The organism is Maridesulfovibrio salexigens DSM 2638 (genome assembly GCF_000023445.1).
In the GTDB taxonomy this organism is placed as follows: domain Bacteria; phylum Desulfobacterota; class Desulfovibrionia; order Desulfovibrionales; family Desulfovibrionaceae; genus Maridesulfovibrio; species Maridesulfovibrio salexigens.
In genome coordinates this window covers 2433311-2456901 of record NC_012881.1, presented here as the reverse complement: position 1 = coordinate 2456901, position 23591 = coordinate 2433311, and the positions used below count along the sequence as shown (strand labels likewise).

The following is a 23591-nucleotide window of genomic DNA, read 5'->3' as shown; positions in this document are numbered from 1 at the left end:
GGGTTTTGATGGAAACTCTTGGTTGGATTGCTTTTGGGTCGATTATTGCGGCAGGGCTTTGCATGGGCATCGGGGCTATCGGGCCTGCTATCGGCGAGGGTATGGCTCTCTCGCGGGCGCTAAGTTCCATTGCCCAGCAGCCGGATGAGACGAATACCATTGTTAAGTTCCTTTTTGTAGGGATGGCAATGGTCGAATCTACGGCTATTTATTGCTTTGTGCTGGCCATGATTCTGCTCTTTGCAAATCCGTTCTGGTCTTATTTTCTTGAAAAGGCCGGAGGCTGATAATGCTGTTGGATTGGTTTACGATCTTTGCGCAGGTTCTGAATTTCTTCGTGCTCATAGCGTTGCTCAGGTTGTTTCTCTACAAACCGATTGTCGGCGCCATGCAGGAACGGAAGGAACATGTTGCGCAGGAAACTCTTGCCTTGCGGGAAGCTAGGGCTGAATCTCAAAGCCTGAACATGGAACTTCGCCGTAAACGCGAGGACCTTGATAACCGTGAGGCCGAGGTTATGGCTGAAATTCATGCTGAGGCGGAAAGGTTGCGTGAGCAGGCCATGGATTCCGCTCGGGGTGAGGTCGAAACCATGCGCAGGGAATGGCTGGCTGCGCTTGAGCGGGAAAAGGAAAGCGTTGCGCTTAATTTGCGTAAAAAGCTTATCCATGAAGTTTCTGCTACAGCCGCACGGATAGTGCAGGACCTTTCAGGAAGTGATCTGGAGCAGTTGATCTTAAGCGGCTTTATGCAACGTATAGATGATGAGGCCCGTGGCGTGGATTGTGGCAATTCTGAAATTCTGATCCGTACCGGGTTTGAACATACTGAGTTGCAAGAACAGAATCTTAAGAAATTACTGGATGAATTGTTCCCGTCCAAGAACGAACGAATCTTTACAACAGATCCCAGATTGGGACTCGGCATTGAATTGATAGCCGGAGACCGTAAATGGGAGTGGAATCTAAGTTCGTACGTGACTGAACTCGAAAATAAAATTTTAACTGAAATCAACAGCTAAATGCCCGCAGGATTAATCGGACGAAGTGGCGAAGCCTTGTTAAAAAGTTTTGGGATTCTTAAACCTTTTTTCAAAAGGGTTTAAGCCCTCGGAGAGCCGCCGGAGGCAAACAAAATGGGTTTCCTAGAAAAAAATATAGATCAGGCCTTGAATGCCCATGAAAAGGGCCGCGAGAATATGGAATACAGCCCAGATTCGCGTGAAGTGGGCCGTGTTCTGTCTGTTGCTCGAGGTGTAGCGCAGGTGCAGGGGCTTGGGTCAGTGCGTTCGGAAGAGCTGATTACACTTGGCAATGATGTTCCGGGTATGGCTCTTGATCTGCTGCCTGATTCCATTGGTATTGCACTGCTGGGCGCAAACACGGGACTTAGGGCCGGGGATGAGGCCGTTCCTTCCGGTACGGTTCTGAGTGTTCCGGTAGGAGATGCGCTGATCGGACGCATTGTTGATCCGCTGGGTAATCCTCTTGATGGAGGTCCGGCACCGGAAACTTTCGAAACCCGTGTGGTGGAATCTGAAGCTCCTCCCATCCTAATGCGAGCACCAGTTGATACTCCTATGGCGAGCGGTATCAAGGTCATTGATACATTGATCCCCATCGGGCGCGGGCAGCGAGAGTTGATTCTCGGTGACCGCCAGACAGGGAAAACCGCCATTGCTCTCGACATTATCCTGAATCAGAAAAAGGGAGATGTGGTTTGCGTATATTGTGCTATCGGTCAGCGCAGTACTTCCGTGGCACGTGTTATTGATACCCTGCGTAATCATGGGGCAATGGCCTATACTTTTGTTGTTGTGGTTGAGGGCGATGCACCTTCAGGAATGCAGTATATTGCGCCATATGCAGCTACAAGTATGGCTGAGTATTTCATGGAACAGGGTAAGGATGTACTTATTATATATGATGATCTGACCCGCCATGCACAGGCTTACCGCCAGCTTAGTTTGCTTATGCGCCGTCCTCCGGGCCGTGAAGCTTTTCCGGGCGATATTTTTTATATCCATTCAAGGCTCTTGGAGCGCTCCACAAGGCTCAAGCCGGAACATGGTGGCGGTACGCTCACCGCGTTACCTATCGTAGAAACCGAGGCTCAGAATATTTCGGCCTACATTCCAACAAACCTTATCTCCATCACTGACGGACAGATTTACCTTTCTCCGGTGCTGTTTCAGAAGGGAATGCTCCCGGCAATTGATGTGGGTAAGTCTGTTTCCCGTGTGGGCGGTCGTGCACAGCCGAAGGCATACCGCAAGGTCTCCGGTGACTTGCGTCTGACTTATTCCCAGTTTCAGGAACTGGAGGCATTTGCAAGGTTCGGTACAAGATTAGATCAGGATACCCGCAATCGAATTGAACATGGTCTTCGGGTGCGTGAGCTGCTTAAGCAGGATAGATTTTCACCGCTTAGTGCAGCGCAACAGGTTGTTATCCTCTGGACTGTATCGCTTGGTCTTCTGGATGATGTGCCATTGGAGCAGATTGCTGAAGTGCAGGAGTTTTTGCTGTCTAGAATGGAGGAAAGTTTCGAACCTATGGAACGTCTGGTACAGGCAGACACTAAGGATGAAATCTGGGATGAGCTTGAGAAGACAGTAACTCATCATATGCAGAAATGGAGAGAGGCGCATGCAGCAGCTTGAGGCTGTCCGCAAAAAGATTGCGACCACGGGTGATCTGCTTTCGGTGGTCAAAACTATGAAGGCTCTCGCTGCGGTCAATATTCGTCATTTCGAAAATGCAGCCAAGGGAGTCGGTGAGTATGCCGATGTCATCGAACAGGGCTGGACTGTCTTTTTCCGCAATGCCGGAATACTGCCGCGTGGGGCAAGAGATGGAATTGCTGTCGTTCTGGCAATCGGTTCCGATCAGGGCATGTGCGGGCAGTTTAATGAGCTGGCACGGTCTGAGGCTGTAAAGGCTGTTGAAGAACTTAGCGGCGCAGGGCACAAGGTAATCTGCTGGACCTGCGGAGAGCGGGTGCGCGGTGCGTTGGAAGATTCCGGGATTGAGGTTGATTTGAATTTCCGTGTCCCGGGAAGTCTGCGCGGGGTTAATACCATTGTTGATGAGATAGAGCAGAACTTGGAAGAATGGCGCAACAAGCGTGGAATGAATCAATTCACCATAGTTAATAATCTGCACGTAAGCGATGGGGCCAAGGTTGCAGCCCGACATATCCTGCCACTCCACAAGCGTAGCGGCAGCACGAAATGGGATGGTAAGTCCTTGCCCATGACAAATGTTCCGGTTCAGGATTTATTTTCAAATTTATTCAGGGAGTATCTGTATATCTCCGTATATGGAGCAATTGTGCAATCATTAGCCGCAGAGAACAGTTCCCGTCTCGCCGCCATGCAGGTCGCCGAGAAAAATATCATCGAGCATGTCGAGGTCCTTGAGTCCGAGTATCGTACCACCCGGCAGGGGAATATCACAGGTGAGTTGCTGGATATTGTTGCCGGGGTTGAGGCTGTTGTCGGGGGGTGAGGAATAAAGCGCATAAGTAGCCCATCAATTTAGTGAACCCCGTTGACTTAAACTTTATATAATTTTAAAGTTTGATTTGAACTAAAATCATTTTGGGGGGCATATGAAAAAGTATTTGCGGTTTGTTCAAATTGTATTGGTTCTGGCGGCGGTTTCAGTTTTGGGGTTGGGATGTATCCCTAGACAACCGAGGGCTCCTGCTTATCCTATCCCGCCTAAATCCATTTACGAAACCATTCAGGAAGCAGTGGTCACTCCTATGAACCTTGATTCATTCAGGATGCACAAAAGGCCTCTCACCAAAGAAAAAACTTTTGCGATCATGAATTTCAGGGCCAATGACAATACGTCTGGTTCCATGGTCTCAGATCGCTTGATCATTGAGCTTAAAACCAAGGGCTACCATGTTATCGATAGGGAAGAGATTGATAAGGTCGTCCGTGAACAGGCTATGATGAGTGAACATAAGACAGGGCTTACCGACCTTGAAATTGCCCAGCGTATCGGGCGTCTTGTCCATGCTGATTATTTCGTGTTCGGTTCAGTCACCGACAAGTATACCGACAGTCTGAATATTTCATTGAACCGGATCATCGTAAAAAATGATATTCCCCGTTATGACCGTGATGTTGAAATGTTTGAAAGTGAGCGTTCTGAGTATGAAATGGAGAGTGATAAGTTTGCGTCCCGGACTGGAATTATGCTTCCTGAGCTGGAACGGGCCAAGACTATCGATGAATGGCAGGAAGATTATTATGCCAAGCCGAAGAGAACTTTTTCCACTATCTCGCGTATTGGGCTGACTGCAAAGGTTGTAGACGTTAAGACTTCCCAGATATTCTGGGTCGGGCAGGCCGGTGTTTCGGATACCGGAATGCAGGATGGCCTTAAAAGAGTTGTTAGGGCAATGATTTCTTCAATTCTTACTGGTGACTAGGCGGTGTGTTTAAGATGAAAAGAATATGCTGTATTATCCTTTTGATGGTTTTTATTGCCACATCGCTTACCGGGTGTGTTCTTCTCAAACGAAAGAAGTATGTAAACAATCTGGCTGGCGGGGAAGCCCTCTATGATGTGAATGAGGCCATGGGCTCGCATTTCAGGGACCGGAGCAGTTATGACAATGGCGTCAGGTTTCGGAAGTATGTAATTGATGAAACAGGTACATACAAATATGCGGTGCTTTGCTTTTACCGTAATGTGCTTGTCGGAAAGTCGAGGGCTGTCTGTGAATACGCTGCTGACGAGCAGAATTTGGTCAATGAAACCATGGCGGAGATGGAATTGTTTGAAAGGATGATTCCGATGCTCGGTTTGTCTGTCAGCAAAATTAAGCCTCTGGATTACAAAGGTAAGTTCTCCTTGAGGGGGATCGTTATCGGTGCTCCATTGCCTAAAAAAGTTCAGCCCTGTCCGGGACAGAGTATCACAACCGTTCCTCAGATCGATGTAGGGCGGACTTGCGTTACCAAGTTCTATACTGATTCGGCAAAGCTGGAAGTACATAACCTGCCTCCTATCGGTATTGATGGTAATATGGTGCTGGATATGGAAAATGGAAAAGTTGATAACCTTTACTTTTTTGTGGAAAAATATGCGGAACCGGGACTTGGGGATAAATTACTTGATCTTATAGTAGGTAAATTCGGCAAACCCCAGCGTTTTACCAAGAACAGGGTGGCTGACGATAAAGGAAGATACCATATCAAGAAAGTGGGAATCTGGAATATCCGTGGTGATCTCCTGTATGTGTCAACTTACGCTGAGCACGCCAAAAGACCTATTTTGATTGCCGTCAACGATTACTTTATAGACCGTGCAAAGAGTAAAAAGAAAGAAAGTGGCTATACTGACAACTTGTAGAACAATGTTTGAAGAAAATGTAACAGGCCGTCCTTGTATACGGGCGGCCTGTTTGTTGTTCTTTTTCTTTTTTTGGGCAGCAGGTTCAGGTGTTTCGTTTGCCGCATCACCGAACAGGTTTGCTCTGGTCATCGGAAATTCAGCATATCCTGAAGCTCCTCTTGCTAACCCTGCAAATGATGCTAGGGATATCGCTGCCATGTTGGATAAATTGGGCTTTAAGGTTAAAAGCGCAATCAATTGTTCAAGGCAGGAAACCGGACGGCTGATTTCTGAATTTTCAAATGAGCTTACCCGAAATTCTGTGGCTCTCTTTTACTACGCCGGACATGGTGTACAGGTAGGGGGTGGAAATTACCTTATCCCTGTTGATGCGAAGATCGAAAACATTACAGATGTGAAATTTCAATGTGTAAGCTTGAATTATGTCCTTGAAATCCTGCGGGCTGCCGGGACTGCTGTTAATATTATCATTCTTGATGCCTGCCGGAATGATCCTTTCACAGGAACAGGTTCAAGATCTGTTTTTCAAAAGAACAGGGGATTGGCAGTCATGCAGGCTCCTTCCGGAACAATACTGGTGTACGCAACTGCCCCCGGTGAAGTGGCTGCTGACGGTGAAGGGCGTAACGGGGTTTTTACCAAGGCTCTCCTTGAAAATATTTCCAGTCCGAATACGGATATAGAGATTATGCTTCGGAAAGTCCGGCTTGCAGTGCAGCATGCGACAAGGGGTAAGCAGGTTCCATGGAGCTCATCTTCTCTGGTAGAGTCTTTCTTATTCAATACTGCTATTGAAATGGATAAAGATAAATTCGGTAGTTCGGCTGCAGATGCGCCTGTGAAGAAGCAGAAGCCTGCTCCCAAGTATGAGAACCTTGAACTGGTAGTAAGTGGGAAGGGGCATAGCAAGCTTTCCGATACCCTGAACAGGAAAATTGCATCACAGAAGGCGGCTCTTGCCGATGCTAAAAAGAAGGCCATGGCGATGCTGACAAAATCACCATATCTTATGCCAAGGTCCGCAGCCAAGGTTATGATTGAAGAAGGGGAAATGATAGAATTTGAGTACTTGGATGATGGGCAAACAGCAGTTTTGAAGTATAGGATTTATCTTGGGGATTGAGTGATTCGAGATGAAAATTAGAAAAGCCCGCTTACTTATGTGAGCGGGCTTTTTTTTGGTGAACTATTGACTAGGTGCAATGGTTGCACTATGCTTGTGTCAGGAGAGAAGTTAATAAGCCCAACGATCCATAGAATCAATAAGATAAAAATAAGTTTAAACGCTAACGATCACAATTCTCCTCATATTCACGTTGTTTCTCCTGATTTTATTGTGTTGATAAACATTCGAACTTGTGAAGTCTTTAAAGGGCAGGCTCGTGCTGCACAGCTCAATGATGTCCTTTCTTGGGTTAAAGAGAATCAAGAGTGGCTTCTTGAAGAATGGGAGAAAAGGGGGAAGTAATTATGCCCGATAGAATTTTTAGAGTTATCGCGGTCGAAAAGGGCGAAGTTCCGTACACTTTGTTTGTTACTTGGGAAGATGAATTGCGGGCATTGGTTGATGTTCGTGAATACGTGGAACGTTACCAGACTTATGTTTGCCTTCGCGGTAACGGTTGGAATGAATATGATCCGCAGGTCGGTGAATACGGCGGCACAGTTGATTGGATCGCTGATGAGATTGATATCACTTCTGACACTCTGCGGATGCTCTGGATGTTTCAGACAGAACAGGCAATGCATCCGACAGATTTTGCAGCATGGATGGAAGGGCATGGCTTTTCACTGGATGCCGCAGCTAAGGCTTTAGGTATCAGTAGGCGGATGGTTGCCTATTATAAGAGTGGAGAACGAACGATTCCCCGGTATATTTTGTTGGCCTGCCGTGGGTATGATGTGAGACCTGCTGCGGCTTAGTATTATAGATTATATTAACATAAAAATTCCCCCGCCTGCATAAGCAAGCGGGGGAATTTTATTTAGGAGTGGTCTGTGTTTTATAGGAAGATGGTCTAGTTGGCTTCAACAGCTGCTTTGGGGCGAACGTACTTCACGAAGAAGGCACCGAATGCTGCGATTGCTGCTGCGATACCGATCATGATGGAGATGTTCATGTCCAGTCCGAAACCGATCTTGGCCTGACAGATGAATGTGGCAACAACTGCGGTCATGAAGGTTGCGGGGATGGATGCGATCCAGTGCAGTTTTGCACGCTGGGCAAGGTATACTGCGGAGGTCCAGAGAACCAGCATGGACAGGCACTGGTTGGAGAAACCGAAGTATCTCCAGATTGCGGAGAAGTTCTGGGTGGAGATGATGTAACCCAGAGCGAACAGGGGTACTGCGATGAGCAGACGCTTGATTGCAGGGCCCTGATCCATTTTGAAGGTTTCCGCTACAATGAGGCGGGTGGAGCGGAAAGCGGTATCACCACTGGTGATGGGCAGGATTACTACTGCGATGATGGCGAAGATGCCGCCAATAGGTCCGAGAAGCGCATTAGCAACTTCAGATACTACTGCGGAAGGGGAACCGGCAGCGATAACTGCGTTAAGTGCTTCGGGGGATTCGTAGAAGGACAGGCCGAGGGTACACCAGATCAGGCCGATGATACCTTCGATGATCATTGCACCGTAGAATACGGGGCGGCCTTCTTTTTCATTCTTTACGCAGCGGGCCATAAGCGGAGACTGAGTGGCGTGGAAACCGCTGATTGCGCCGCAGGACAGGGTGATGAAAAGAAGGGGCCAGATGGGTTTGTCGCCGGGGTGGAAATTAACTGCGAAATCAAGGTTGGGCAGCATGGTGTGACCGCTGAACATGAGTGCGATTGCGAGGGATACGGTCATAACCAGCAGCAGTGCGCCGAACAGGGGGTAGAGTTTACCGATGAGTTTATCGATGGGCAGGATGGTTGCGAGGAAGTAGTAACCGAAGATACAGGCTACGAGGATTCCGGTTTCAATTCCGGTCAGTCCGGTAAGCAGCTTTGCGGGTGCGAGTACAAATACAACACCGACAAGCATGAGCAGTACGAAAGCGAACACACGCATTACCTGACGAGCGGTCATGCCGAGATATTCACCGACCAGCTCAGGTACGGATGCGCCGTTGTTGCGGATGGAAAGCATGCCGCTGAAGTAGTCATGCACTGCTCCGGCAAAGATGCAGCCGATAACTATCCAGATAAGGGCTACAGGACCGTACAGGGCACCGAGAATGGGGCCGAAGATGGGGCCGATTCCGGCGATATCCAGCACCTGAATGAACATGAGTTTCCACATGGGCATAGGCATGTAGTCAACATCATCGCGCATAGCATATGCGGGAGTGGTGCGTTTTGCATCAGGTGTGAACACGTTGTCCACGAATTTACCATAAATAAAATAACCGACGATAAGGGCTGCCACACAGGCAAAGAAAAATAGCATAAGAATATCCTCCGTCCTTTTGCTGAAAAATATGTATGCGCTTCTTCTGGCATAAAGGAGGATCTGAATTCTACGCTTCGTGTTTGAAATGCCGTTTTCGGTGTTTGAAATGACTTATAACGGCTGGGATGTTGGGGATGATAAGTTGAGTGGGGTGCGGGGTACGATAGTTTTGGCGAAAATTGACAGTTCTTGTAAATGAAAATACTCTTTTCTGAAATTTTCAAGTGCTGCGTTCGAGACGCAGCGCTCTACTCCATTTAGAGGTTGTTCATGCGTTCTGATAAGAAAAAAGCTTTATTCGTTGCCCGCAAAATTTTTACAGAGTTGGTTTTTGATACACAGAAGCTTGAAGGAATGCCATTTACCTTTCCAGAGGTTCAAACTTTTATTCAGGGAATTACTGTCGGCGGACATAAAATATCGGACGCTGAAAAACTTAAGCAGCAGGTGCTTGGCTGGGAAACACTGCTCGGTATGGCTGAGTCCGGTAAATTTGAGATAAGTAAAGAAGTAGCCTGTGATCTTCAGGCCGTAATTGCGAAGGATGAAGCCTTAGAGATAGGAAGTTTCAGGTCAGGACAGGTAGGGATTGCCGGAACTGATTATTGCCCTCCGAAGCCAGATGAGTTGGAAGCAACATTTAAAAGTGTGTTGGCAACCATAGAGGCTGAGGAATCAATTGTTGTTCAAGGTTACCTTTTGCATTTGCTGTTCGCTCGCAGTCAGTTCTTCTATGATGGGAACAAGCGAACAGGTTTGCTAATGATGAATGGACATCTGTTGTCCAATGGCTATCCTCCCATGTCGATACCTGCTAAATTGTTAGCTGAGTATAACTCTGGAATGATTGAGTATTATGAAAGTGGAGATTCGGCAAATATGCTTGCCTTTCTTAGGGATTGCCATGAAAAGCTGGCTGCAAAATTTGATTTTTAAGAGCATATTTAAAATCGTTTTTTCAAAAATAAAGCCTGACGCGATCATAAATCACGTCAGGCTTTTCTAATTTCGAGAAAGTGCGGTGCTGCTTATTTAACCAGTTCGCGCGCGAACTCTACTGCCTGCTGTTTGGCTTCTTCCCCGAGGTTGTCGGGGTTCTTACAGCCGCCCAGGAAGAGGGTTGCGGTGTGGTTGGTCAGGTGTGGCTTCTTCATTCTGGAGAATGCGGTGAAGGTTTCCGCAGCATTGTTTTCGTATGGTCCGCCGCCGGTTACCAGAAAGCCGTGACGCTGGTCCTTGATGAGAGAAGCGTGTGTTGGCATATGGTAATCTACGTACAGGCTGTAAGTTCTGTCAATGACGGTCTTGAGCTGTGCGGAAGGACCCCAGAAGTAGAGCGGGGAAGCAAAGACTACTGCATCGGAAGCTACCATCTGTTCCAGAATTGCCGGAATGTCGTCTTTGATTACGCAGCCGATTTCTTCAGGTTTTTCCTTACACTTCATACAGGCCATACAGCCTTTCATTTCTTTATCGTTGAGGTAGATGGACTCAACTTCATGCCCCATCTCCTTGAGTTCTTCTTCAACCCATTCGATCATTTTAGCGGTATGGCCATTTTTTCTGGCACTGCCTTGAAGGCAAAGAACTTTCATTTTCTGCTCCTGAATTTTTATCAGTGGTGATTATCAGGCTGATAGAAAAATCAGCCTGTTAGGAAAACAATTTGAAATATGATCGGCGAAGGCTAATCAAGAATGGCTGCGTACGCAACGTCCAAAAAGGATAAATTTTAAGTTAATGCCTATTCTTGAGCTCTGCCACAACCTCGGTAACTGCACGGCTGAAGAGCTTCATGACCTGTCCTTCGGTCTGGGGGCGGCCTTTTTTGAAGATGAAGATGGGGACGGCTTTGTTTTTCTTTTCAGAATATAAGTAGAAGAGGCGTAAGCCTTTGCGAGGTGAGATTCGCAGGATTCTGATGGATACCCTGATTTTTCGAAGGGCTATTTTGTTGAGGCCCCGGTAGACAACTCCTCTGGATGGTCTTCTCAGGATTTTCTTTTTGGCGCGTTTGATGTCCCGTTTGGCTTGCGGGTATTTTTTGAGCAGACTTTTTTCGTAGCGTAAATATGCATCTGTTTCTTGAAGCATTGTCATGCTAGAGCACCTCTTCCAGCTCACTGAGGGAGTTCTGAATATCTGGGTCTGTAGCAATGGAAAGATCGAGCACCAGATCGTTCCAGTCCATGAGCGGGCTGGTGAGTCTGCGTCCTGCCCAGCGTGCAAATGGTGAGGGCAGGGTGCATAGAGTTAGATGGGCTTCGGCTATTTGCTCTTTGATTTTCGCGGCTTTTTTAAGCACTGAAGCACATTCTGCATCGGGAGCAAGGTGGCAGGACGCTTCCTGCCAATCCTTTGCAAAATTACGGATAACAATGCGGCTGAGACTTTTGATTACAAAGAGGGTCCTGATGGTGCTGTATAGCTTAAAGCCCGATGTGTTCTTTGCGTGCACAGTTTCATGCAGAGTCTGAATGCGTGCGGCAAAGGAATTGAATATGCGGGTGTTACAGGAACATTTGCTCATAGTCGCGACCTTTAATTCTATGGATTTATGTAGGCCAATTTAGAGCAGCTGAGTTTTTTTATCAAGTATCTACCCCGCATTACCTGCAAATTCACTCATCTGCACGGCTGTGCGCAGTTTGGGCACCTTAAAGGATATCGTGGTTCCTTTTCCTTCTACACTGATGATGACCATTTTGTACTGCGGCCCGTAAATCTGTTCAAGGCGCTGGATACAGTTGCGGACCCCGATTCCTTTTTCTCGGGAATCAATTTTCTTTTTAGCATAGATGTCTTCAATTTGATCCTGAGACATGCCGATGCCGTCGTCATCAATTGAAATATTCATCTCTTCGTTATCGCAATAAATATCCAGAGTGATGGTACCGCCTTCTTCGCGACCCATAAGGCCGTGTTTTACACTGTTTTCCACCAGCGGCTGGATGATCAGCGGCGGGATGGGCCATTCCAGACATTCGTTTTCGACATTGAGATCGACCTTAATGCGTTCCCCGAATCTGGCCTGCTCAATGGCAAGGTAGCTGTTCAGCTGAGCCAGTTCTTCGTGCAAAGGCACGTAGCCTCTGCTGCTGTCGAGGTTTTTGCGCATGTATTTGGATAATTCCAGCAGCAGTTCACGGGCGCGATCCGGGTTGGTACGGCAGAATGATGTTACAGTGTTCAGGGAGTTGAACAGGAAATGAGGGTTGATCTGAGCCTGTAAGCGGCGGATTTCTGCATGGGCCAGCATCTGTTCTTTGATCTGGATTTCCTCCAGCTCAAGCTGGGTAGAGCAGAGGTTGGCAAGGCCTTTAGCCATCTCAAAGGAAAGTTGGTCGAGCTGGTTCCTGCGGGTTCCGTAAAGCTTGAGTGTGCCGACAACCTGTCCGTTCTTATGCAGGGGAACTACCGCTGCGGATGTGAAGGGGCACCCCGGATGTCCACATCCGATTTGCTTGTTGGATTCAAGAAAGAGCGGTTCTCCTTCGTTGAGAACCTGCAGTGTTGAATCTGTACGGATTTTCTTGCCCGCAAGATGGTGATCCGCACCGGCACCCACGTGGGCCAGCACGTTTACGTTGTCGGTAATGGCAACCGCTGCGGCGCTGAGGTGGGCATGGATGATTTTAGCTGTTTCCTGCGCTGATTCCAGAGTCAGCCCTGAACGTAAGTGGCTTACAGTAAGGTTGGCGATATCAAGGATATGCTGCGCCTTGACCGAGTCCTGTTTTGTTCCGTGGCGGAAAACAATATTAATGACCTGTGCGAAAAGTGCAGCACCAAAGGTGTTCAGCACGATCATGGGCATGGCGATGAGTTTTACCAATTGCAGGGCTTCATCGAACGGATGGGAAAGATAGAGGACCATAATCATGTGAACTATCTCGCCCACAAAGGCCAGCCCCGCTGCGGCCCGCCAGTCCATCTTTTTGCTCAGGTACAGTGAAACTATTCCGGCAGCCAGCCCTTCGAGCATGGTTGCCGTACCGCAGGGTATTGCGCTGAATCCACCGAGATCTATTAAGATGCGGTGCCCTCCGGCAATGAGACCTGCTCCGAGGCCGACTAATGGTCCGCCGAAGAGTCCTCCTGTGATGACGGCCATTGCGCGCAGGTTGGCAACGGATTGGAATACAAAGTTACCGCCGTAGGTTCCCAATATTCCGCAGATACCGAAGATAAGAATCTGCATGGCAATATCAACCTTTGGAGAACTCTGCCGAAAACCGATCTTATGGACCGGGGTAATGGTCAAAAGCAGGAAAGCACCGGCAACGATAAGGCCGAAACGTTCAGCAAGTGTGATAATCAATGTTTCTGGATTCATATTTATATCTAGTAAGCTTCTTTAGTACGAATATACGAAGCAAATTAAAAAAGTTTGAAAGAGTTCAGAGAAATATTTTCAAAGTTATCTCTGACCGCCTAAGGCATTCTTAAGCCAGCCCTAAACGCTGGCGGAAATCTTTTACGCGCCCTTTACTTATAATAATTTCCTGTTCGTCAATATGCTTCATCGTGACTACGTATTTACCGTTAAACCACGGAGCAAAGTCGCGAACATGGGTCAGGTTGACCATCTCACCTCTGTTGGTGCGGAAAAAGGGTTGCCCTTGCAGACGCTCTTCCAGTTTATCCAGGGTCTTGTCGCCGTAGCAGGGAAAAATGCCTTTTTGTGTGTAAATCATGATCTTGCGTTCCTCGACCCGGCAGAGGATTACATCGGATGGTTCCAGCAGAAGAATTCGTCCGCTGGCTTCCACAGAAATTCGCAGGACTTTGGTCCCTAAACCCATAGTATCCAACAAAGCATTCATATCCGGCAAGTCCACTTTCTCTTCGCAATTGGCATAAACGAGGCAGCGAATTCGCTTGATGGACTTTTCCAACCTTTCACTTGAGAGAGGCTTAAGGATATAATCCACGGCGTTCTCTTCAAAGGCCTGCAAAGCGTATTCATCGTAAGCTGTAGCAAAAACCACCAGAGGAGGATTCGGAAGCTGCATTATTTCCTGTAGGACATGGAAACCGTTTTTTCCGGGCATCTGGATATCCAGAAATACGAGATCCGGTTCTTTCTCTTCAATAAGCTTGATGCCTTTTGTTGCGGATGTGGCCGTACCTATTACATCGATATCGTTGAAATCTGATAGCAGGAAGGTTAGCTCATCAAGGGCCGGAGCTTCATCATCAACGAGGATGCAACGTATGTTTTGTTGATTGGACATGCAATTATCCGGTTAGCTGGGTTTGTATTGATTGTATCATCGATAATTATAAATTCGTTGAAAAGCAAATGCACTGATTGGGTTTTTCTGTGTGGAAATTGAAATTTCATTATTGCTTAAATGTCTGAAAATGGGATAATTAGAAATTAATTGTAATAGTGCTATTTCGTCTAGACTCTTAAAGAAACAGGTGGAATTCATGAGTGAAACTGGAAAAGCAGCGGCGGATGCAATGTCTGAACTTAAAATTGATCTGATGAATCCTGATTCGGTAAGTAAATTTGCCGAAGATGCCATAGCCTTTGTCAGCGTGCACGGATTACGGATACTTGTAGCCATCCTAGTGCTGCTGGTAGGTCGTATTATTTCCCGGCAGGTTTCAAAGGTGGTCAGAAGGGTGATGCTCAAGGCCAAAGTTGACGATATCCTGACATCTTTTATCGCGACTATTGTCTACTATGCCCTATTATCAGCATTTGTGGTTGCCGCTCTTGGGCAGGCAGGCATTAATGTAACTTCATTCCTCGCTGTACTCGGTGCCGCAGGTCTTGCTATTGGTCTGGCGTTAAAAGATACACTGGCTAACTTTGCTGCCGGAGTTATGTTGATTTTGTTTCGGATGTTCAAGAAAGGGGATTACGTGACTGTCGCCGGAACTTCCGGAACAGTTCAGGAACTGTCAGCCTTTTACACAGAGCTTTCAACTCCCGATAACCAGCGCGTGGTAGTACCGAACTCATCTATTCTTGGTTCTGTAATTGTCAATACCAGCGCCCATAAAACAAGGCGCATCGATTTAATTATCGGTATCAGTTATGAGGATGATATTGAGAAGGCCAAGTCTATTATCAAGTCCATTCTTGAAGCAGAGGGCAGACTGCTCAAGACTCCGGAACCGCTTATTGCTGTGGGTAATCTTGGAGATTCAAGCGTGGATATTTTTGTGCGTCCGTGGGTTGCTACATCTGACTACTGGCCTACAAAGTTTGCCTTGCTGGAGAAGATCAAGATTTCACTTGATGAAGCAGGAATTTCCATCCCGTATCCGCAGAGCGATGTTCATCTGCATAAGGTGGAATAAAAATTAAGGGGTGCCGTTTGAAGCGGCACCCCTTTTTTAGTTAATCTGCTTTATGAACCACGAGTTGATCGAAAGGAATATTCCATCCGAAATGGGTGCAGGCATCTACACTGTAGCGTTGCAGGGCGCGTTGGAGGCGGCCGTACAACTCAGCTATGTCACGATGGAAATCAGCAATGATGACCAGATTGAGTGATGATGCTCCCGCAGATTCAAATTCTACATTCAGATTAAGAACGTGATCAGTGTAGCCATCCTCTGCGAGTTTGGCGGTAATGAATTCCTTCGCCTGCATGAGGATAGTGGAAGTGCATTCCCCCTGATGAGCGTAGTCAATGCCGAATACTGATTTCAGGCGGAAGTTGCGAGATAGGTTTTTAGGGTTGAGGCCCAGAAAATCTGAGGTCTGATAGGTTACATATGCCCCGCCGCGCTGGATCAATTCCACCATATCGGGGGACTGGCTGATAACCTTGCCGCGCACACCATCAGATAAGATTACCCAATCATCAATCATACAGGGGAACCACGGTTCGTTTTTACCTACAGGACGGGAAACAACATTTTCCAGTTCTCCGATAGGCAGCCTGATTCTGCTGGGGCTTAAGGCCGGGTTCTTAAGCTTGGCAAAAAGAGCAAGTCTTTCTACCTGCCATGCAACTCCGTTGTAGGTTACACGTTCATTCTCGCGGACAGAGCCGAGGTTGAGAATGAGTTTTACTTGTTCATAGTAGCGGGTAAAACCTTCTCTTGCGGTCCAGAGCGCACCTATGATGAAGATGATGGCAATGCTGAGCAGAAACCAGTCTCCAGATATATACAAAGTGAAAAGAGAAGCTGATGTTGAGGCGATGACAGCAAAAATCAGCAGCAGTACCTCAATGAGTCTGATATAAAACGGGCGTTCTTTACTTTTGAATGCCGGGTGGGTCTTTTTGAAGACGCGATCCACAAAACGGAAAAAGAAGAATACGCCGCCAAATGCCAGTAGAGCGAAGAGAATATTCTTCCCTCTGCTTTTGAAGAAGACGGCCATGACTTTTTTAGTTGATTCGTAAAAAGATTGTTTATCCTTGGTCAGTTCCGCCAACTCAAAGCGGGCAACATCAAGTTGGTTATCGATATTGGTGCGTCTTTTCTCAAAATCAGTTTTGAGTATTCCCAGTTCCCATTTGAGGACCGGAGATTTGCTTGCGTTAATCAGAATATCAATGTTCTCAACAGCTTCTTCGGCTCTTGGTAGTCTACTTTCAAAGTATGCGACCCTGCTTTTCAGGCGTTCGATCTGCCGGGGACGCTTGGTCATTTCCTTGAGTTCCTGAAGTAGAGGACGGACTAAGGTTTCAACTTCTTCCTGCCAGACAAATTTCTGCTGTGCATCTTCATCGAAAACATCAAGATCAAGTCCTGTGGCTACTTTCACGAAATTCTGGCGAACATTCTTGAGTTGTTCTTTGAGGTCGGTCAACTTAATGGACAGGGTTTCCTTGTCCATTGGATGACGTGTTTTCTTGATCTCTTTTTTGGTCTCCGCAATCTGTTTTTCCAGTGTGGTTTTGTACTGTAGGAGGTTGATAAGCGTTTCGGACTGGGCTGTCTGCTGATCAGCGATAGTTGCAGCTACTTTTGCTGAACCGTTAACGGATGTTTCAGTCTGAGCTGTTGCATGCTGCGGGGTTTGCAACAAAAGAAATACGGATAAGACGGCTAAGGCCGGAAAAATACGCAAAAACTTGGTCATGATGGTCAGTTCCTGATTGGATTTAAAAATTAAGTATCCTCAAATAAATACCTGCAATTGTCGGGAGCGATCAAGTATTTATTGGTAGGGTAAAATAAAAAGCAGGCATGTGGAGGAAGATTCCTTCATGCCTGCTGGGGAAGTTTTATCTACTGCGGAGTATTAAATTTCGACTTGGCTTTCTTGTAAAATAGCTTTGCCGGACTTGGTTTCGATAACTGCTCCAAGGGCTTCGATCACTGTGCTGTCATATTTTACGTCAGCCATGCTTTGCAGAATATCAACGGCCTGACGTGCAGTGTTAGCTTTTCGGTATGAACGTTTCTGGACCAGTGCGCTGAAGGTGTTTGTCACACCTAGAATTCTGGCCAAAGTGGAGATGCTTCTTCCTTCGAGCTTATTAGGATAACCAGATCCGTCAAGATTCTCCTGCATCTGCCAGATAGTCTGAGTGATGGGCAGGTCGAATTCAACGCCTTCCAGAATTTTACATGTGTGTTCAATATATCGCTGGGTTTCCTTGATCTCTTCCGGAGTGAGCTTTCCTTCTTTTTCCATTATTTCTCTGGGAACAAAGGTTTTACCTACCTGAGAGAGAATAGCCGCAGCTTCAACTGTTGCGCAGTCTGCGTCACTTAAGAGCAGTGTCTCTGCAATTTCAAGGGCCAACTTACGCATAAGTGAAGTGTGTCCATCCAGAAACGGAACACTTTCAACTGCCCGGATCAAAGCATTGATGACCTGCTGACGAACTTCAATCCCTCTTTCAGAAACACTCTTTTCAGAGGTTACATCCCGGTATACGGTCAGGATGGCATCATTTTCTTCATCTACGGTGCAGGGGACAAAAGTAACCTGAATAGTAGACTTGCTGGAGCCGCGGGTCATGACCAGTTCCTCGCTATAAGGGCTGTTGGACATAGTGACCATTTGGTCTCCATGGGAGAGGGTCTCGGCTTCGTGGTGGTCAAAGACCTGATTGTCGGTCAGGTTAAGGGCTTCCGTCTGCTTCAGACCGGTGAAATCAGTGAAGGATTTGTTTACATGTATGAATGCGCCGTCTTCACTTTTTTTCAAGGTTACCGGTTCCGGCAGGGAGTTGTTGATAATACGCAGAAGCGAAAGTTCTTTTTGCAGAGTTGGAATCTTTTCTTCCAGTCTGGAGCTTTTGCGGTGGTATTTGCGTGTAGAGGCAATAAACCTGACGGTGAGTACAAAGAAAATCATGGCTGCCAAGAGCAGAGAAGCAAAGATGATGCTTTCCTGTTGGTAAATTGAAATGATTCTGTTTGGTACCGCTGTGGCCGTTTCGATCATTACCCACCAGTTTACAACAGGAATAAAGCGGGCAGAGGAGTAGACTTTTTTATCTTGGGAAAGATTGGCCCTTTCTCCGAAAAGAACTTCATTAACTCCTTCAAAAGAAACTTTCATGGTCTGAAGTTTCAAGATGTTGGGGTAATTGAAAGTGGCTTCTTCGCTGGCCTTGCCGTTTTTCTGGATCAGATGGATTGAGCTTTCGTATTTGAATGTGCGCTCAGAGCCGAGAAAAGTACGCAGCATAGCAGTCATGGGTACTTCAAGCATGAGTACTCGTGAAGGCGGTGTGGCGGTGCTGGTGGCATACGCATCGTAAACAGGGATAAAAAGATCCGCTACCAGATCATTTCCCTTAGTTCTAAGAGGCAAAAACAGGGGGGTGCGGCTATGCAGGGTATTCAGCACAGCCTCTTTGTATCCCCGGCCGACAATTTCTTCTGGAACATCAGTTGATGCGAATATGTTTCCATCCGGCTCAAAAAGACAACCTGCGGAGTATCCGCTGACTTTGACGAAGTTATTGAAGTCTTCCTGAGCCTTGCGAACTTCTTTTTTCTTAGCCGATTTAAGGCCGTCCATAGCGAGCCTGAAAATTCTGGCACGAGCAAGTTCCTTACCACGGACTACGTAGTTGACCAGTTGCGCTGAAAGTAGTTCAGACTCATTTTCCAGAACAGTTTTTTGATACTCTTTAAGATCAGTTCGGACGGACTGTTCCTTTTCTTTCCAAAGATAGTTGAGCGTTTCAAATGTCCCGCCAGCCAGCGCAAACAGCAGCAGGATAAGCAGCAGGTTCTTGATTGAGAAAAACTGTTTGATAGTTGCAGTAATATTTTTTGCCATTTTACTTCCTGTTGGTGAACTTGATAGTCTCGATTATCAGCGGGTTCTGTGCTCGGAAAGGGCACCACGCATTCCCCTTGTGATAGGGGAGAGCAGGTATTCAAGGACGCTTTCTTCGCCGGAAAGAATGTTAACTTCTACGATCATGCCTGGCAGGAATTCTTTAACCTTTTCCGCATCTTCCTTGATGGTATTGAAAATTACCCGGTAGTACCATGTGCGAGTCAGGTCATCGAAGTATGTCTTGGCCGAGATGTTGACGATCTTGGCTTTGAGCATGGTCTGGTCAGAGAACTCATATGATGAGGGTCTGATTTTAGCGGTCATGCCGTTCCATATTTTGGTCCGGTCGCTGGGCTGAACCTTTCCTTCAATGCGGATGGTGGCATCAAGAGGCACGATTTCAGCCAAAGCCTCACCGGAACGGACAATACCGCCCACAGTGTTTGCACTGAGCTTGTATATTGTACCGTCAATGGGAGAACGGATAACGCTGCGCACAATCTGTTCATTGGCGGCGTTAAGTTCTTCGCGGACTCCTTTCAGTTCGGAACTGACAAGGTTGATTTCTTCGCGGATGTCGCGGTAGAAATCCAGCTCTTCTTGATTGATGCGCTGTTCAAGTTCGCGAATTTCAAGGGAGTATTCATCCCTTTTATTGTAAATTTCAGCAATGTTGGTAGTGATTTTTGCCAGTTCGGTTTTGCGTTGCAGCAAAAGCTGTCGGGAACCGATTCCTTTTTTTACCATTGGTTCCAGCATATCATGCTGTTCTTTTAGCACTTTTTGCTCATCAAGCAGATTCTGCACATGCTTTTCGCTGGCAGAAAGGGCTGCTCTGGACTGCTGGATCTGGGTCTTAAGGATATTTATCTTTTCTTTAAGGGCATCTCCACGGATACGGGCGAATTGGATTTCACTCCTTTCTTCCGGGGTTGAAGCCTTGTGTGAGAACTCATCTGTATTGTTATTACTTTCAGCCATCAGCCGGTTCAGCTTGGCTTGCAGTCGCTTCATTTTGATGAGCGATTTGTTTCTCTTCTCTGTGATATTTGTGTTGGCAATTGCGACGATTTCCTGCCCCTTGCGGACGGTATCACCTTCTTCCACAAATACTTTTTCAACGACACCGCCCTCGAAATGTCCCACAATTTTATCGGTCAGGTTGGTTTCCACAACGCCTTGGGCACGTACGGTTTTTTCTATTTTGCTGGAGTGGGCCCAGAGCATGAATACGATTGTAAAGCCCAAAATGAGCAGCAGAACAATGCAGTTTCCAAGGCTTTTCTCCAAGGACCACAAAAGGTTGCTTTTCCAGTTCTTTCCCATGATTACCCCTGTTTGGCCGGAGCCGGGCTGGAAAGTTTCCGGATGATTTCATCGCGTGGTCCGTCGGCAACAATACGTCCTTGATCCACAACCAGAATTCTGTCCACAACCTCAAGAATCTGCGGCCTGTGGGTGACTACGAAAATAGATTTATCAGCCATGGTTCCCTTAATCTGGTTGATAAGCATGCGTTCCTGTGTGGAGTCCATAGAGCTGGTCGGTTCGTCAAGGAGCAATAAGGGGGGGGAGCTGATCAAGGCGCGGGCAACCGCCACGGCCTGACGCTGCCCTCTGGAAAGGTTCTTTCCACCTTCGAGTATAGGCATTTTAAGGCCCAGCGGGTGTTTGGAAACAAATCTTTCGATGCCGGAAATTGTCAGAGCCTGCTTCAGTGATTTCTGGGTGGCTGTGCGCGAGCCCATGAGCAGGTTCAGTTCAAGGGTGCCATGAAAGAGTACTGGCGACTGCGGAACCACACCGACAAATTCTCGAACTTTTTCGATATTGAGGTGGGCCATATTATGCCCATCCAGCATGATCAGACCTTCACTTGGGTCGGCAAGGCCTGCCAGCAGTTTGAGCAGGGTGGACTTACCGCTACCCATAGGGCCGATGATTCCAACTTTTTCTCCCGGCTTTGTTTCAAAGGATACATTTTCGAGAGCGTAGGGTGATTCCGGCTGATACCGGAAGGAAACACTGTCAAATCGAACACCGCCACCCAGCTGCTGGATTTTGAACTGGCGGGTTTCGCAGGTTTCTTTTTGCAGTTCAAGGATTTTACGCAGATCCTTATATGAACGGCGTGCAAACAGGTAAGAGGTAATCAAATTGGACATGCTGGCTGAAACTGCAATGCAGCGCCCGGATAGGACCATAGTCGCCAGCAGGCCGCCGCTACTCATGTTGCCGTTTTTGATGAGGAAAAAAGCTACGATGAGCAGTCCGGCAGAGTTGAGCTGACCAAGGAATCCGGTGGTCATGGAGCAACGGGACTGGGCAATGCGATATTTGGAGGACATTTCGCCTGATTTCTCAATTTCGGATGCCCAGCGGGAAACAAAGAGCCTTGCCGCATTAGTTACTTTGATGGATTCAACTCCATTGAAAATTTCATTTAAAAATGAGCTCTTGCGTGATTGTAGTTTGCTTTGGGCTGATACATTGGCATCAATGAAAAAGCCGTAAACTACAGCCACAATCAAGACCAGAAAAGAAGTTACAGCCGGAACAGCAAAGAGCATCCCGCTGTTCAGGTAGATGATGAACAGGAAGAAAAAAAGAAAAAAGAAATCAATAGACCCGACTACCAGCTGTGTTGTGAACAGGGATTTAATGCGTGAAAATTCCTGAACCGCATGAGCCAGATGTCCGGCTGAAATAGGCAGTTTGGAGTAGTTGGTATCTAGAACGAGCGATAGCAACTGCGGTTCCGCGTCCTGTTCCACGCGCAGGGCAGCCTTTTCCACAAGAGATGTGCGTACATTCTTGAGGATATAGTCAAAGGCCAGCACGATGATGGCTCCGGTGATCAGCACCTTGAGCGAGTTCTCCGCAAGGTTGGGGAGGATGCGGTCGTAGAAAATACCCATGAGCAGCGGGATGACCAGAGTAAAACAGTGGATCATCACCGTGGCCAGAATGACTTGAGAGTACATGGGCCACATCTTACCGATCTGGCCTATGAACCATGTCAGGCTCAGGAAGGGTACCCTGTCAGTCTCAAAAACAGGCTTTAAGGAGCAGGCCCAGTCTTTGAATTCGGAGAATTCAGATTTTTTGTTCCTGATGATTTCCTGTCTGCCGTTCCAGAGGGTAAGCCTGCGGCCTACTTTCTCTTCGATAAGCGCAAAGCTGCCGTCTGAGTACTGCACAATCAGAGGCAGCATTTCATCTTCTATCTTCAGCGGCAGGGGCTTTATGGATAAGTTAAGCCCCATATTATCAGCCTGCAAGCGCAGGTATTCATTGGTAGATGAAGAACTGCCTAGTTGCAGGGAGCTGCCGCTAACGACAATGCCGTATTTATCGGCAATTTTTTTCAGGCATGAGGTAACTGAGGCGCCTTTTTCATCCTCATCGGGATTAAAAAGCCCTACACTCTCTTGCGATGCGAGGTCTGATTTTTCAGAGCCGCCATCCTCGGGCTGCGTTGCACCTTTTGTATTAATGGTGTCGCCGGAGCCTTTGGCTGATTCGGTTTGATTTTTTACCGCAGTATCAGGAGCCGGGTTTGGGTTTTTATGGTTATCCAAGTCCCTGCCCCTTATTTCTTAGCGGTAGTATTCAAGTCTGTGCTTTTGTTCGTTTTGCCAAAGCTGCTGCCTACGCTGATTACAACCTGGTTGGTTCCCGGTACGCCTTCGTTCAAGGCACGGAATTTAATCTTGCTTTTAGGAATATGCGCTGTGTCATTCACGTACTTGATCAGTCCGTAAAGTCTTTTAAAGGAAACAGAGTTGGCCATGCTGGATGAAACCGCTTCGTGATTAAGGGTAGCAGTAAGCAGCAACCCTTTACTCATGATTGCAGATTCATTCTGTTTAACCCATGCAAGCAGTTCTGATTCGGTTTTTTCTTCAAGAGTGCTGGTCAGTTTGTTATAAAGAATGATCACACGGTTTTTATTGTTCAAACCCTGAACCATTTTGGTAACAAACGGCGGCGGAACATATTCGTCTTCAGTCTGAACTTTTTTCTCGACAGCTCCATCAGCTTCAAGGCGTTTGATCTTATCTAATGCGGCTTGAAGTTTTGCGGCCAGTTTGGGGTCTTTTGCGGCCTCTTGTTTTTTGACTTCGTCTTTAAGTTTTTGCAGTTCCTGATGTGCAGTCCACGCAGCACTTTCCGCAAGAGCAACTCTTTTTTCGAGCATCTCTTTTTCCCTCTCCAGCGCTTCAATATCAACACGTTCGGGCGGAGGAGAGGTCACGAGGTCTTCCTTGTCCAGAACAGCGCTCTGGGTCATGGCTTCGGTAAGTTTGTCCAAGGAAGAAGTTTTTTCCATAAAAGAAAGGTCCTGGGCGGCAGCTACCAAGGTTTCAACTTGTTCCTTTGAGTGGGCTGCTCCGGGCTTAACTTCCTTGAGCGCAACAATATATGAGAGCGTTCCGGTTACCAGCACCATAAGCAGTGTGAAAAACACCATCATCATGAGTACAGTCGAGAGCGCATCAACAAAACCCGGCCACGGAGGACCGCTATCAGCAGACATTTATATTTATC

21 protein-coding genes and 2 pseudogenes are annotated in these 23591 nt (G+C 47.2%); 11 read left to right on the top strand and 12 right to left on the bottom strand.

Translation table 11 applies throughout. The features are described from left to right. Window positions 1-8: 8 nt before the first annotated feature. From DESAL_RS11225 to DESAL_RS19770, 9 genes are all read left to right on the top strand, one after another. Window positions 9-287 carry a F0F1 ATP synthase subunit C gene (locus DESAL_RS11225; protein WP_015852105.1) on the top strand — a complete coding sequence of 93 codons (279 nt, stop codon included), beginning with the start codon at window positions 9-11 and terminating at the stop codon, window positions 285-287. A 2-nt stretch (window positions 288-289) separates the two neighbouring features. Continuing rightward, a complete protein-coding gene (locus DESAL_RS11220; protein ID WP_015852104.1) occupies window positions 290-1021 on the top strand; it encodes a F0F1 ATP synthase subunit B family protein in 732 nt (243 codons plus the stop codon). Window positions 1022-1135: 114 nt separating this feature from the next. Beyond that, window positions 1136-2662, top strand: a complete 1527-nt coding sequence (locus DESAL_RS11215) for a F0F1 ATP synthase subunit alpha (protein ID WP_015852103.1) — start codon at window positions 1136-1138, stop codon at window positions 2660-2662. Next, window positions 2649-3509: a F0F1 ATP synthase subunit gamma gene (locus DESAL_RS11210; protein WP_015852102.1), complete on the top strand. Its 861-nt coding sequence runs from the start codon at window positions 2649-2651 to the stop codon at window positions 3507-3509. The genes DESAL_RS11215 and DESAL_RS11210 overlap by 14 nt, the downstream gene beginning before the upstream one ends. A gap of 103 nt (window positions 3510-3612) precedes the next feature. Then, window positions 3613-4446, top strand: a complete 834-nt coding sequence (locus DESAL_RS11205; protein ID WP_015852101.1) for a CsgG/HfaB family protein — start codon at window positions 3613-3615, stop codon at window positions 4444-4446. 14 nt (window positions 4447-4460) lie between these two features. Then, window positions 4461-5372, top strand: coding sequence for a hypothetical protein (locus DESAL_RS11200; RefSeq protein ID WP_015852100.1), 912 nt, complete (start codon window positions 4461-4463; stop codon window positions 5370-5372). Between the two features lie 52 nt (window positions 5373-5424). Beyond that, on the top strand, window positions 5425-6498 hold the full coding sequence (locus DESAL_RS19775; RefSeq protein ID WP_197528732.1) for a caspase family protein: 1074 nt from the start codon (window positions 5425-5427) through the stop codon (window positions 6496-6498). A gap of 90 nt (window positions 6499-6588) precedes the next feature. Continuing rightward, window positions 6589-6843 (top strand): DUF4160 domain-containing protein, encoded by a 255-nt coding sequence (locus DESAL_RS11190; RefSeq protein ID WP_015852098.1) that lies wholly within the window; start codon window positions 6589-6591, stop codon window positions 6841-6843. A 2-nt stretch (window positions 6844-6845) separates the two neighbouring features. Continuing rightward, window positions 6846-7298 carry a helix-turn-helix domain-containing protein gene (locus DESAL_RS19770; protein ID WP_015852097.1) on the top strand — a complete coding sequence of 151 codons (453 nt, stop codon included), beginning with the start codon at window positions 6846-6848 and terminating at the stop codon, window positions 7296-7298. Between the two features lie 95 nt (window positions 7299-7393). On the opposite strand, the gene DESAL_RS11180 is transcribed toward DESAL_RS19770, so the two are convergent. Continuing rightward, window positions 7394-8812, bottom strand: a complete 1419-nt coding sequence (locus tag DESAL_RS11180) for a carbon starvation CstA family protein (RefSeq protein WP_015852096.1) — start codon at window positions 8810-8812, stop codon at window positions 7394-7396. A 273-nt stretch (window positions 8813-9085) separates the two neighbouring features. Here DESAL_RS11180 and DESAL_RS11175 point away from each other — a divergent pair, with 273 nt between their 5' ends. Next, window positions 9086-9751, top strand: coding sequence for a Fic family protein (locus DESAL_RS11175; RefSeq protein ID WP_015852095.1), 666 nt, complete (start codon window positions 9086-9088; stop codon window positions 9749-9751). A gap of 92 nt (window positions 9752-9843) precedes the next feature. Here DESAL_RS11175 and DESAL_RS11170 read toward each other — a convergent pair whose 3' ends face one another. From DESAL_RS11170 to DESAL_RS11150, 5 genes are all read right to left on the bottom strand, one after another. After that, window positions 9844-10410 (bottom strand): flavodoxin family protein, encoded by a 567-nt coding sequence (locus tag DESAL_RS11170; RefSeq protein WP_015852094.1) that lies wholly within the window; start codon window positions 10408-10410, stop codon window positions 9844-9846. Between the two features lie 142 nt (window positions 10411-10552). Next, window positions 10553-10915, bottom strand: a complete 363-nt coding sequence (locus tag DESAL_RS11165; protein WP_015852093.1) for a hypothetical protein — start codon at window positions 10913-10915, stop codon at window positions 10553-10555. A 1-nt stretch (window position 10916) separates the two neighbouring features. Next, window positions 10917-11345, bottom strand: coding sequence for a hypothetical protein (locus DESAL_RS11160; RefSeq protein WP_015852092.1), 429 nt, complete (start codon window positions 11343-11345; stop codon window positions 10917-10919). Between the two features lie 69 nt (window positions 11346-11414). After that, window positions 11415-13151 (bottom strand): LytS/YhcK type 5TM receptor domain-containing protein, encoded by a 1737-nt coding sequence (locus tag DESAL_RS11155; protein ID WP_015852091.1) that lies wholly within the window; start codon window positions 13149-13151, stop codon window positions 11415-11417. A gap of 109 nt (window positions 13152-13260) precedes the next feature. Next, complete coding sequence (locus DESAL_RS11150) at window positions 13261-14052, bottom strand: LytR/AlgR family response regulator transcription factor (RefSeq protein WP_015852090.1); 792 nt, start codon at window positions 14050-14052, stop codon at window positions 13261-13263. Window positions 14053-14251: 199 nt separating this feature from the next. Between DESAL_RS11150 and DESAL_RS11145 the strand changes: the two genes are divergently transcribed. Further along, window positions 14252-15133 carry a mechanosensitive ion channel family protein gene (locus DESAL_RS11145; RefSeq protein WP_015852089.1) on the top strand — a complete coding sequence of 294 codons (882 nt, stop codon included), beginning with the start codon at window positions 14252-14254 and terminating at the stop codon, window positions 15131-15133. A gap of 40 nt (window positions 15134-15173) precedes the next feature. Here DESAL_RS11145 and DESAL_RS11140 read toward each other — a convergent pair whose 3' ends face one another. The 6 genes and pseudogenes from DESAL_RS11140 to DESAL_RS11120 all read right to left on the bottom strand — a co-directional run bounded on the left by DESAL_RS11140 (window position 15174) and on the right by DESAL_RS11120 (window position 23580). After that, window positions 15174-16874 carry a mechanosensitive ion channel gene (locus DESAL_RS11140; protein ID WP_015852088.1) on the bottom strand — a complete coding sequence of 567 codons (1701 nt, stop codon included), beginning with the start codon at window positions 16872-16874 and terminating at the stop codon, window positions 15174-15176. A 162-nt stretch (window positions 16875-17036) separates the two neighbouring features. After that, a complete protein-coding gene (locus tag DESAL_RS11135) occupies window positions 17037-19037 on the bottom strand; it encodes an HD domain-containing phosphohydrolase (RefSeq protein WP_015852087.1) in 2001 nt (666 codons plus the stop codon). A 36-nt stretch (window positions 19038-19073) separates the two neighbouring features. After that, window positions 19074-20366 carry an HlyD family type I secretion periplasmic adaptor subunit gene (locus DESAL_RS11130; RefSeq protein WP_015852086.1) on the bottom strand — a complete coding sequence of 431 codons (1293 nt, stop codon included), beginning with the start codon at window positions 20364-20366 and terminating at the stop codon, window positions 19074-19076. A 2-nt stretch (window positions 20367-20368) separates the two neighbouring features. Then, window positions 20369-21028 (bottom strand): annotated as a pseudogene (locus DESAL_RS20690) (ATP-binding cassette domain-containing protein); the annotation flags it as partial. 216 nt (window positions 21029-21244) lie between these two features. Then, a pseudogene (locus DESAL_RS20685) lies at window positions 21245-22024 on the bottom strand (ABC transporter transmembrane domain-containing protein); the annotation flags it as partial. A 608-nt stretch (window positions 22025-22632) separates the two neighbouring features. Beyond that, window positions 22633-23580 (bottom strand): hypothetical protein, encoded by a 948-nt coding sequence (locus DESAL_RS11120; protein WP_015852084.1) that lies wholly within the window; start codon window positions 23578-23580, stop codon window positions 22633-22635. Window positions 23581-23591: the final 11 nt, after the last annotated feature.